The 12,106-nt window shown below is 57.4% G+C and carries 11 protein-coding genes; all 11 read left to right on the top strand.

Annotation, left to right across the window (positions count from 1 at the left end; translation table 11 throughout):
* Window positions 1–285: 285 nt before the first annotated feature.
* Window positions 286–732 (top strand): NUDIX hydrolase, encoded by a 447-nt coding sequence (locus tag AC1MEA_RS16400; RefSeq protein WP_219064422.1) that lies wholly within the window; start codon window positions 286–288, stop codon window positions 730–732.
* Between the two features lie 50 nt (window positions 733–782).
* Window positions 783–1,928, top strand: coding sequence for a tRNA 2-thiouridine(34) synthase MnmA (gene mnmA, locus AC1MEA_RS16395; protein WP_449635392.1), 1,146 nt, complete (start codon window positions 783–785; stop codon window positions 1,926–1,928).
* Window positions 1,928–2,548 (top strand): high frequency lysogenization protein HflD, encoded by a 621-nt coding sequence (gene hflD / locus AC1MEA_RS16390; RefSeq protein WP_219064420.1) that lies wholly within the window; start codon window positions 1,928–1,930, stop codon window positions 2,546–2,548. Before mnmA ends, hflD begins: the two co-directional genes overlap by 1 nt.
* A 144-nt stretch (window positions 2,549–2,692) precedes the next feature.
* A complete protein-coding gene (gene purB, locus AC1MEA_RS16385) occupies window positions 2,693–4,063 on the top strand; it encodes an adenylosuccinate lyase (protein WP_480416779.1) in 1,371 nt (456 codons plus the stop codon).
* Window positions 4,064–4,124: 61 nt separating this feature from the next.
* Window positions 4,125–5,291: a ribosomal protein uL16 3-hydroxylase gene (locus AC1MEA_RS16380; RefSeq protein WP_480416778.1), complete on the top strand. Its 1,167-nt coding sequence runs from the start codon at window positions 4,125–4,127 to the stop codon at window positions 5,289–5,291.
* The gene (locus tag AC1MEA_RS16375) at window positions 5,284–5,709 is read left to right on the top strand and encodes a GNAT family N-acetyltransferase (RefSeq protein ID WP_219064417.1); all 426 of its coding nucleotides are present in this window, start codon (window positions 5,284–5,286) and stop codon (window positions 5,707–5,709) included. Before AC1MEA_RS16380 ends, AC1MEA_RS16375 begins: the two co-directional genes overlap by 8 nt.
* Window positions 5,710–5,885: 176 nt before the next feature.
* On the top strand, window positions 5,886–6,674 hold the full coding sequence (locus AC1MEA_RS16370) for a secretin N-terminal domain-containing protein (RefSeq protein ID WP_449635395.1): 789 nt from the start codon (window positions 5,886–5,888) through the stop codon (window positions 6,672–6,674).
* A 534-nt stretch (window positions 6,675–7,208) separates the two neighbouring features.
* Window positions 7,209–8,534, top strand: coding sequence for an isocitrate lyase (gene aceA / locus AC1MEA_RS16365; RefSeq protein ID WP_219064415.1), 1,326 nt, complete (start codon window positions 7,209–7,211; stop codon window positions 8,532–8,534).
* 617 nt (window positions 8,535–9,151) lie between these two features.
* The gene (locus AC1MEA_RS16360) at window positions 9,152–9,565 is read left to right on the top strand and encodes an NADH-quinone oxidoreductase subunit A (RefSeq protein ID WP_219064414.1); all 414 of its coding nucleotides are present in this window, start codon (window positions 9,152–9,154) and stop codon (window positions 9,563–9,565) included.
* 10 nt (window positions 9,566–9,575) lie between these two features.
* Complete coding sequence (locus AC1MEA_RS16355; protein ID WP_219064413.1) at window positions 9,576–10,250, top strand: NuoB/complex I 20 kDa subunit family protein; 675 nt, start codon at window positions 9,576–9,578, stop codon at window positions 10,248–10,250.
* Window positions 10,251–10,324: 74 nt separating this feature from the next.
* The gene (gene nuoC / locus AC1MEA_RS16350) at window positions 10,325–12,106 is read left to right on the top strand and encodes an NADH-quinone oxidoreductase subunit C/D (protein WP_219064412.1); all 1,782 of its coding nucleotides are present in this window, start codon (window positions 10,325–10,327) and stop codon (window positions 12,104–12,106) included.

Genomic DNA, 12,106 nt, shown 5'->3' with positions numbered 1-12,106 from the left:
GGATAGCGCAACGGATGGATATTTGGGTCGCGAAAAGGCGCATCATTCTTGTAGCTTTTCTACAGAAAGTCACGCACTTTTCCATCGTCCGATGTCACCCTCACCCGCTACAACCCCCTGAATGCAAGGCATGTAGCCAAACTACAAAGCGACTACATTGCTGCTTTGGGTGAACTGACATCACTCCGGAACCAAACGTCGGTTCGCTGAAAAACAGGGCGAACGGCTATTATGGCTCCTCTCGCGGCCAAGCGACGCCGCTTAATTAAAGGAGATCCACCTTTCATGCGTTTTATTCCGCACGTGACCGTGGCAACCGTCATTGAAGACGAGGGCCGTTTCCTGATGGTCGAGGAAGTCGCTGAGGGCCGAGCCGTATTTAATCAGCCTGCCGGGCATTTGGAAGCCGACGAAAGTCTGATCCAGGCCGCTCTACGCGAAACACTGGAAGAAACCGGCTGGGATGTGGAGCTGACCGGCGTGATAGGCATCTACCTGTACACCGCCCCCAGCAATGGTGTGACCTACCAACGCGTCTGCTTCGCCGGCAAGCCATTGCAGCAGCGCCCTGATTACACGCTCGACGACGGCATCATTGGCCCACGCTGGCTCACTCGAGAAGCGCTTATGGAGCAGCGCGACCGCTGGCGCAGCGAACTGGTGATGCGCTGCATCGACGATTATTTGACCGGTGAACGCTTCGGTTTAGGCTTACTGCGTGAGACTGCTTGATCACGGCCTGCTAGAATTGCGTCCTTTTTGAAGCCACTCATTGAATTCCTATGCGTGATCCAGCCCCCCACGATCCAGTTCCTCATGATCCAGAAAGGACCCGCGTCATTGTCGGTATGTCCGGCGGCGTGGATTCTTCCGTTTCTGCCCTCCTGCTGATTGAGCAGGGCTATCAGGTGGAAGGCCTGTTCATGAAGAACTGGGAGGAAGACGACGGAACCGACTATTGCACCGCCCGCGAAGACCTGGCCGATGCGCAGGCCGTGTGCGACAAAATCGGCATCAAACTGCACACCGCCAACTTTGCCGCCGAGTACTGGGACAACGTGTTCGAGCATTTCCTGGCTGAATACAAAGCCGGACGCACGCCCAACCCGGACATCCTTTGCAACCGTGAAATCAAGTTCAAGGCATTTCTCGATTACGCCATGATGCTTGGCGCAGACCTGATTGCTACTGGCCATTACGTTCGTCGTCGCGACATCGACGGCCGCACCGAGCTACTCAAAGGCCTGGACCCGAACAAGGACCAGAGCTACTTCCTGCATGCCGTAGGCGGCGAACAGATCGCCAAGACCCTGTTCCCGGTCGGCGAACTGGAAAAACCTGCCGTGCGCGCCATCGCGGAAAAACACGAACTGGCCACGGCGAAGAAAAAAGACTCCACCGGTATCTGCTTCATCGGCGAGCGTCGTTTCAGCGACTTTCTCAAGCAGTACCTGCCGGCCCAACCCGGCGAGATCAAAACGACCGAAGGCGAAGTCATCGGCCACCATCATGGCCTGATGTATCACACCATCGGCCAGCGCCAGGGGTTAGGCATCGGCGGTTTGAAAGACGCCAGCGACGACCCGTGGTACGTACTGGTCAAGGACCTGGAAAACAACGAGCTGATCGTCGGCCAGGGCAATGATCATCCGTGGCTGTTCTCGCAAGCACTGACTGCGTCGGAAATCTACTGGGTCAACCCGATCGATCTGAGCAACCCACGTCAACTGACCGCGAAAGTGCGTTATCGCCAAAGCGACCAGACATGCACGCTTGAACAGACAGCCACCGGCTACCGCGTCACGTTTGAAGAACCCCAGCGCGCAGTCACACCAGGCCAGTCCGTGGTGTTTTACGAGGGCGAAATCTGCCTGGGCGGCGGCGTCATCGAAGTGGCCGAGCCTTGGCACAGCAAGGACAAGCGCTGATGACTCCGATGCAAGAGCAACTGGTCGCCTTGGGCGGTGTATTCCAGGCGGCCGTGCTGGTCGACAAGATTGCCAAGACCGGCCAGGTCAGCGAAGCAGCGCTCGGCTGCATGCTGGGCAGCCTGTTGGTCATGGACCCCAAAGACACACTGGAAGTCTACGGCGGCGACGACCTGAACCTGCGCGAGGGTTACCGCTCGTTGGTCAGCGCGCTGGAAAGGGACCCGACCAGCCTGCAACGCGAGCCACTGCGTTACGCCCTGTCAATGCTGGGCCTTGAGCGGCAGCTGGCCAAGCGTGACGACCTGCTTGAAGTGATCGGCAAACGCTTGCCGCAGATCAAGTCCCAGGTTGAGCATTTCGGTCTGGTTCACGACAACGTGATTGCCGCGAGCGGCGCGCTTTATCAGGACACTCTGAGCACAATGCGCCAACGAATTCAGGTACATGGCGACATGCGCAATCTGCAACAACCCAACAATGCGTCGAAAATCCGCGCCCTCCTGCTAGCTGGTATTCGCTCGGCGCGATTATGGCGACAGCTGGGCGGTCATCGCTGGCAATTGGTCATTAGCCGTCGCAAGCTACTCAAAGAGCTTTACCCGATGTTGCGCGGCTGATTCGCAACGCTGTACGACTACTCCCTTGAACACCGACACTATTAACTATTGCGCGCTCTACGCTGGTCAGTCCGAATCGAACTGACCAGCATTTAATGTATGATATGCGCCCCTTTTCGTTGCCCGACTGTCCGAGATCACCCCATGCAGCTTTCTTCGCTCACTGCGGTTTCCCCTGTTGACGGCCGCTACGCCGGCAGAACCAAGGCCCTGCGCCCGATTTTCAGTGAATATGGCTTGATCCGCTTTCGCGTCATGGTTGAAGTCCGCTGGCTCCAGCGCTTGGCTGCTCACCCACAAATCACTGAAGTTCCGGCCTTTTCGGCTGAAGCCAACGCGATCCTCAATACGCTGGCCGAGGACTTCTCCACCGTCCACGCCGAACGCGTTAAAGAGATCGAGCGCACTACCAATCACGACGTCAAGGCCATTGAGTACCTGCTCAAGGAGCAGGCCGCCAAGCTGCCTGAGCTGGCCAATGTCAGTGAGTTCATCCACTTCGCCTGCACCAGTGAAGACATCAACAACCTGTCCCACGCGCTGATGCTGCGCGAAGGTCGCGACGGGGTGTTGCTGCCGTTGATGCGTCAGATCGCCGAATCCATTCGCGAGCTGGCCGTACGCTTCGCTGACGTACCGATGTTGTCGCGCACCCACGGCCAGCCGGCGTCCCCAACCACTCTGGGCAAAGAGCTGGCAAACGTGGTCTATCGCCTGGAGCGCCAGATCGCTCAGGTGGCAGCGGTTCCGCTGCTGGGCAAGATCAACGGCGCAGTCGGCAACTACAACGCACACATCTCGGCTTACCCGGACATCGACTGGGAAGAGAACGCACGCGCGTTCATCGAAGACGAGCTGGGCCTGGGCTTCAACCCCTACACCACGCAGATCGAACCGCACGACTACATCGCCGAACTGTTTGACGCGATCGCTCGTTTCAACACCATCCTGATCGACTTCGACCGCGACATCTGGGGATATATCTCGCTGGGGTATTTCAAGCAGCGCACCATCGCTGGCGAAATCGGCTCATCGACCATGCCGCACAAGGTCAACCCGATCGACTTCGAAAACTCCGAAGGCAATCTGGGTATCGCCAACGCGCTGTTCCAGCACCTGGCCAGCAAGTTGCCGATTTCCCGCTGGCAGCGCGACCTGACCGACTCCACCGTTTTGCGCAACCTGGGCGTGGGCTTTGCCCATAGCATCATCGCTTACGAAGCCAGTCTTAAAGGCATCAGCAAACTGGAACTCAACGCGCAGAAAATCGCCGCTGAACTGGATGCCTGCTGGGAAGTGCTGGCCGAACCGATTCAAACGGTCATGCGTCGCTACAACATCGAAAACCCGTACGAAAAGCTGAAAGAGCTGACGCGGGGCAAGGGCATCAGCGCGCAAGCACTGCAAACTTTTATCGACGGTCTGGAAATGCCCGAGCAAGCCAAGGCTGAGCTGAAAAAGCTCACCCCGGCCAATTACATCGGCAACGCCGCGGCTCAAGCCAAGCGCATCTGACCTGCAGCAACTTTTGCACACGCCCGGCTGTGCCGGGCGTTTTCATTTCAAGGGCTTACAAATGAATCCTGATATTCCTCTTCAACTTCTGGGCGGCATCAGCGCGCGTGAATTCCTGCGTGACTACTGGCAGAAAAAACCGCTCCTGATCCGTCAGGCGCTGCCGGATTTCCAGAGCCTGATCGACGCCGACGAACTGGCTGGCCTCGCCCTGGAAGAAGAGGTTGAATCCCGCATAGTTCTCGAGAATGGCGAACGCCCATGGGAACTGCGCCGCGGTCCGTTTACTGAAGACGAGTTCAGCAAGCTGCCAGAACGCGACTGGACCCTGCTGGTGCAAGCGGTTGATCAGTTCGTACCTGAAGTCAGTGAGCTGCTGGAAAACTTCCGTTTCCTGTCCAGCTGGCGCGTTGATGATGTGATGATCAGCTTCGCCGTACCCGGCGGAAGCGTTGGCCCGCACTTCGATAACTACGATGTGTTTCTGCTGCAGGGCCAGGGCAAGCGCCACTGGCAGATAGGCCAAATGTGCGATTCCGAAACCCCGCTGCTGAAGCACGCAGACCTGCGCATCCTCTCGGACTTTGAAGCCACTGAGGAGTGGACCCTGGAGCCCGGCGACATGCTGTATTTGCCGCCGCGCCTGGCCCATTGCGGCGTTGCCGTGGATGACTGCATGACCTATTCGGTCGGCTTCCGAGCGCCAAGCGCAGCTGAGGTGCTAACGCACTTCACCGACTTCCTCAGCCAGTTCCTGCCGGACGAAGAACGCTACACCGACGCCGACGTACAGCCGGTCAGCGATCCGCACCAGATTCAGCGTGACGCCCTCGATCGCCTGAAAAGCTTGCTGGCCGAGCACATGAGCGATGAGCGGTTGCTGTTGACCTGGTTCGGCCAATTCATGACCGAGCCACGCTATCCCGAGCTGGTCGTCGGCCCAGAACTGGAAGAAGAGGACCTGTTCCTCAGCCTGGAACAAGGGGCGATACTGATCCGTAACCCGAGCGCGCGCCTCGCCTGGTCTGAAGTGGACGACGACCTTCTGTTGTTTGCCAGCGGCCAAAGCCGACTGTTGCCGGGCAATCTGCGCGAACTGCTCAAACTGATCTGCGCTGCCGACGCATTACACAGCGAAAACCTCGGCCCATGGCTGGCCGATGATTATGGACGCAACCTGCTCTGCGAGCTGGTCAAACAAGGAAGTCTGGGGTTTGCCGATGAATAAGATCTCCGTACGTGTCGCCGATTGGCAGAAAGATAACGCCGACATTCGGCGTATTCGGGAAGCCGTTTTTATCGCCGAACAATGCGTACCACCTGAACTGGAATGGGATGCCGAAGACGCCAGTGCAGTGCACTTCCTGGCATTTGAGGGTGATTTTCCCATTGGCACTGCCCGCTTGCTGCCTGACGGTGAAATCGGGCGCCTATCGGTGCTCAAAGACTGGCGCGGCCTGAAAGTCGGTGATGCACTGATGGAAGCAGTGATTGGCGAAGCCGAGCGCCGCGGCCTGAAGCAACAGATGCTCAGCGCACAAGTCCAGGCCACACGCTTCTATGAGCGCCTGGGCTTTGTCATTGTCAGCGGAGAATTTCTCGAAGCCGGGATCCCTCACGTCGACATGGTGCGTAGCGCAGCGTAATCGCCAGACTTAGCGAAGATGCATACCTGACGCCCCGCCCGCTTCACCCTAGGCTAACTATGCTGAGGTCGAAGATGTCGGGGCGTTTTGTTGCCTGCAATTCAACCTGGCCCAACCCGAGCCGATAAACTGTCAAACTCACATCTTTACGCGCCTCAATTGCGGAGATAACGGACATGCTCCTACGCACACTGTTCACGTCGCTGCTGGTGGCCTGCAGCTTTAACGCCATTGCCGCGACCGAGGTCGTGCCCCTGAACTATCGCACCAGTGACGACCTGCTGCCGGTGGCCAGGTCTTTTCTAGGCAATGAAGGCACGGTCAACGCTTACAATAACCAACTGATCGTCAATGCCGAGCCAGAAAAAATTCAGGCGTTACGCAGCCTGCTCTCGCAACTGGACAAGGCGCCCAGACGCCTGCTGATCAGCGTCGATACCAGCGACAGCAATGCGCAAAACGACCAGGGCTACGCCACCAATGGCACCGTGCAGACGCAAAACGGCGATGTCAGCGTCCGCAGCCAGACCCGCATCATCCATAGCGGCACTGACAGCCGTGACGGCGGCGTGCAACAGGTTCAAGCCAGCGAAGGCACGCCTGCACTCATTCAAGTAGGCCAGTCGGTCCCCCTGACGACGACCCAGACAGACGCCTATGGCTACGCGCAAAGCCAAACCCAATACCGCAATGTCACCCAAGGCTTCTACGTCACCGCCAGCCTGACGGGCGAGACCGTGCACCTGAGCATCAGCACCAATCACGATCGCATGAACCAGGAACAGCCTGATGTCGTGAACGTGCAGAGCACCGACACCCAGGTCAGCGGTCGGCTGGGCGAGTGGATTACCCTTGCCAGCGTCAGCGAGCAATCCCGGGCAGATCAACAGGGACTGGTGCAGCGCCGTACCACGCAGGGCCGGAGCGATATGACGTTGCGCGTGAAAGTCGAGGCACTGGACTGACGCTCTGGACTGAACACTGAGACCAAAGCGCCCCGAACTGACTGACTGGTCGTATTAGACCAAAGATGTAGTGCCATATAAAAAGCACTACAAAACATTTGACGGGTCAAAATTCACGAGGCATGATTGCCCCGCTCCCGCTTATCAGAGGCTCTGCAAAGAGCTTTCGAATCGCTGCTCTAACTTACACACCTGAGCCGATTCGTGTCTGGACCGCCCACAAGGCAGTTTGACGAGGTTGCGACTGGATCGAAGTTGTCCCGAGGGACGGAAGCGTAATACGGTAGATCGGCAATACCTCTGCGTGATCGCATCAAGGCATCCACGAGCCAAACTGCGAACATCAGACATGCCCTCAACCTCGCACTCTTCCCCTCTCGAGCCCCTCGACCATCCGTCGCGCCCTGCCAAACCCCAGCTCGACCGCTTAAGTTTCTGACAAGTGAGTAGCCAGCAACGTACCTTCTGAAAACCAGGGCGTTTTGGCGGAGCAAGAATTTTCCACCCGAAACCTATGCGACGAGGTTTATCTCCATGGCACTGACACGCGAACAGCAAATTGCAGCTCTTGAAAAAGATTGGGCTGAAAATCCACGCTGGAAACACGTGACCCGCAATTACTCGGCCGCTGACGTTGTCCGCCTGCGTGGCTCGGTTCAGCCTGAACACACGCTCGCCAAGCTGGGCGCTGAAAAGCTATGGAATCTGGTCACCCAAGGTGCCAAGCCTTCCTTCCGTCCCGACAAAGATTTCGTCAACTGCATGGGCGCCCTGACTGGCGGCCAAGCCGTGCAACAAGTCAAGGCAGGCATCCAGGCGATCTACCTGTCCGGCTGGCAAGTAGCCGCGGACAACAACTCCGCCGAATCGATGTACCCTGACCAATCGCTGTACCCGGTGGATTCGGTTCCAACCGTGGTCAAGCGCATCAACAACTCGTTCCGTCGCGCTGACCAGATCCAGTGGAAAGCCGGCAAGAACCCAGGTGACGAAGGCTACATCGACTACTTCGCACCGATCGTTGCTGACGCTGAAGCTGGTTTCGGCGGCGTACTGAACGCTTACGAGCTGATGAAAAGCATGATCGAAGCGGGCGCTGCTGGCGTTCACTTCGAAGACCAACTGGCATCCGTGAAGAAATGCGGCCACATGGGCGGCAAGGTTCTCGTGCCAACCCAGGAAGCCGTACAGAAGCTGACCGCTGCACGTCTGGCTGCTGACGTTGCTGGCGTACCGACCATCATCCTGGCCCGTACCGACGCTAACGCTGCTGACCTGCTGACCTCCGATTGCGACCCTTACGATAAGGAATTCGTGCTCGGCGAACGTACTCCAGAAGGCTTCTACAAGGTTCGTGCCGGTCTGGACCAGGCTATCTCCCGCGGCCTGGCCTACGCGCCGTACGCCGACCTGATCTGGTGCGAAACCGCCAAGCCGGATTTGGCCGAAGCACGTCGCTTTGCCGAAGCGATCAAAAAGGAATACCCGGACCAACTGCTGTCCTACAACTGCTCGCCTTCCTTCAACTGGAAGAAAAACCTGGACGACGCGACCATCGCCAAGTTCCAGCGCGAACTGTCGGCCATGGGCTACAAGCACCAGTTCATTACTCTGGCTGGCATCCACAACATGTGGCACAGCATGTTCAACCTGGCGCACGACTACGCCCGTAACGACATGACTGCCTACGTGAAACTGCAAGAGCAAGAGTTCGCTGACGCCGCCAAGGGTTACACCTTCGTGGCTCACCAGCAAGAAGTCGGCACTGGCTACTTCGACGACGTGACCACCGTGATTCAGGGTGGCGCGTCCTCCGTGACCGCGCTGACCGGTTCGACCGAAGAAGAACAGTTCCACTGATACCGCTTAGCCACCTAAGCAAGCGGCCATTCCAGACCGTTTAAAGAGCAACTGGAATGCCACATGACTAACGCCCCGACTGGTTCGGGGCGTTTTTTTTTGCTGAAGCTTTTATGGCGGCCTCAGCCGAGCGTGACACCACCACAATCGTGAAAGCAGGTCGTGACCTCCACCGGAGGTGCAACACTCGCATGAGACATCACGCGAGCCTTTAAACATTGATCCAGCGCGGTATTCAACGCCGCAAAAAAGAGTAAAACAACGAATCTCGAAACTGCGACACACGGCATATAAAGACTACTTCTCCGCTTTAACCCCGAGCGACAGTTTAAAAACCCCCACAGATGACATCCATTATCATTTATGCGTGTCGACCTTCATTACAACTCCGACAAAACACATTCAACAAAACTCCGGCTAATGCCCGCAGCGTATGGCCTGCGCCTGCTTTTAAGGTCTCGATGTCCTAAAGTATTAGAATAATTTCGCTGTAGAAAATTTACTTGCTACCTGTTTACCCATAAAATCATCGGGATAGATTTCGATGCGACATATCGTCACTGCTTTATTTCTTTATCAAGCCCAGAGACCTTTGCTCTCTGCCAAGGATTACCAGAATGCCCGAATCGACAGGTCTGATCGCCCATAACTGGGGCTTCGCCATTTTCCTTTTGGGTGTTGTCGGCCTCTGCGCCTTCATGCTCGGTGTATCCAGCCTCCTGGGCAGCAAAGCCTGGGGGCGCAGCAAAAACGAACCGTTCGAATCCGGCATGCTGCCCACGGGCGGCGCCCGTCTGCGGCTTTCGGCAAAATTCTATCTGGTCGCGATGCTTTTCGTGATCTTCGACATTGAAGCCCTCTTTCTCTTTGCCTGGTCTGTGTCCGTCCGCGAAAGCGGCTGGACCGGATTCGTCGAAGCACTCGTTTTCATAGCAATTCTGTTGGCAGGTCTTGTCTACCTATGGCGGGTTGGGGCGCTCGATTGGGCTCCTGAAGGTCGTCGTAAGCGGCAAGCGAAGCTAAAACAATGAGGCTTTGTCGATGCAATACACTCTCACCAGGATCGACCCGGATGCGCCTAACGAGGAGTATCCAATCGGTGAACGGGAAACCGTTTCCGATCCGTTAGAAGATCAAGTCCACAAAAACATCTACATGGGCAAGCTTGAAGACGTGCTGAACGGCGCGGTCAACTGGGGACGTAAAAACTCCCTGTGGCCGTACAACTTCGGCTTGTCGTGCTGCTATGTGGAAATGACCACCGCTTTCACGGCGCCCCATGACATCGCACGCTTCGGCGCCGAGGTTATCCGGGCATCACCGCGCCAGGCGGATTTCATGGTTATTGCCGGGACCTGCTTCATCAAGATGGCGCCGATCATCCAGCGCCTCTACGAGCAAATGCTCGAGCCCAAGTGGGTCATTTCCATGGGTTCGTGTGCTAACTCCGGTGGCATGTACGACATCTATTCAGTGGTCCAGGGGGTCGACAAGTTCCTTCCCGTGGATGTCTACGTGCCTGGCTGCCCGCCACGCCCCGAGGCTTTCCTGCAAGGATTGATGCTGTTGCAGGAGTCTATCGGCCAGGAGCGTCGCCCCCTTTCCTGGGTCGTCGGTGATCAAGGCGTCTATCGCGCCGAGATGCCGTCGCAAAAGGAACAGCGCCGCGAACAGCGTATTCAGGTTACTAACCTGCGCAGCCCCGACGAAGTCTGATCCCACTCTTTCTTTTTACAAAAGAGACAAGACTCTGGGTTCATTCTTTACGTTGACCGAAAGCGATCGAGACCATGACTGCAGGCACCGCTCTGTACATCCCGCCTTACAAGGCTGACGACCAAGACGTCGTCGTTGAATTGAATACCCGTTTTGGCCCTGAGACGTTCACCGTCCAGTCAACCCGTACCGGCATGCCGGTGCTGTGGGTTGCGCGCGCCAAACTGGTCGAAGTGCTGACCTTCTTGCGCCAGCTGCCAAAACCCTACGTCATGCTGTATGACCTGCACGGTGTCGACGAGCGCCTGCGCACTCATCGCCGCGGCTTGCCGGGTGCTGACTTCAGCGTGTTCTACCACCTGCTGTCGATCGAGCGTAATAGTGACGTAATGATCAAGGTGGCCTTGTCTGAGGGCGACCTCAGCCTGCCGACCATCACCGGCATCTGGCCCAACGCCAACTGGTATGAGCGTGAAGTGTGGGACATGTTCGGCATCGACTTTGCCGGTCACCCGCACCTGACCCGCATCATGATGCCGCCGACCTGGGAAGGTCACCCGCTGCGCAAGGACTTCCCGGCACGCGCTACCGAATTCGATCCGTTCAGTCTGACCCTGGCCAAACAACAGCTCGAAGAGGAAGCTGCACGCTTCCGCCCTGAAGACTGGGGCATGAAGCGCTCGAGCACGAACGAGGACTACATGTTCCTCAACCTCGGCCCGAACCACCCTTCGGCTCACGGCGCATTCCGCATCATCCTGCAACTCGATGGTGAAGAGATCGTCGACTGCGTCCCGGACGTCGGCTACCACCACCGTGGTGCCGAGAAAATGGCTGAGCGTCAGTCATGGCATAGTTTCATTCCGTACACCGACCGTATCGACTACCTCGGCGGCGTGATGAACAACCTGCCATACGTCCTTGCGGTCGAGAAGCTGGCCGGTATCAAGGTGCCGGAAAAAGTCGACACCATCCGCATCATGATGGCCGAGTTCTTCCGTATCACCAGCCACCTGCTGTTCCTGGGTACCTACATCCAGGACGTGGGCGCAATGACCCCGGTGTTCTTTACCTTCACCGACCGCCAGCGCGCTTATACCGTGATCGAAGCCATCACCGGCTTCCGCCTGCACCCGGCTTGGTACCGCATTGGTGGCGTCGCTCACGACCTGCCACGCGGCTGGGAAAAACTGGTCAAAGACTTCGTTGAATGGCTGCCCAAGCGCCTGGACGAATACCAGAAAGCCGCTTTGGACAACAGCATCCTGCGCGGCCGGACCATCGGCGTTGCGGCATACAACACCAAGGAAGCGCTGGAATGGGGCGTCACTGGCGCCGGCTTACGTTCCACCGGCCTGGACTTCGACCTGCGCAAGGCACGCCCTTACTCGGGCTACGAGAATTTCGAGTTCGAAATACCGCTGGCCGTCAATGGCGATGCCTATGACCGCTGCATCGTGCGTGTCGAAGAGATGCGTCAGAGTATCCGGATCATCGACCAGTGCATGCGCAACATGCCGGAAGGCCCGTACAAGGCGGATCACCCGCTGACCACGCCGCCGCCGAAAGAACGCACCTTGCAGCACATCGAAACCCTGATCACGCACTTCCTGCAAGTTTCGTGGGGCCCGGTCATGCCGGCCAACGAATCCTTCCAGATGATCGAAGCGACCAAGGGCATCAACAGCTATTACCTGACGAGCGACGGCGGCACCATGAGCTACCGTACCCGGATTCGCACACCAAGCTTCCCGCATCTGCAACAGATCCCTTCGGTGATCAAAGGCAGCATGGTCGCGGACTTGATTGCGTACCTGGGTAGTATCGATTTCGTTATGGCCGACGTGGACCGCTAA

The sequence above is a fragment of the Pseudomonas sp. ASL8 genome (genome assembly GCF_056680355.1).
Note: the sequence above shows the minus strand (reverse complement) of the source record. Positions and strands in the feature narration are given on the sequence as shown.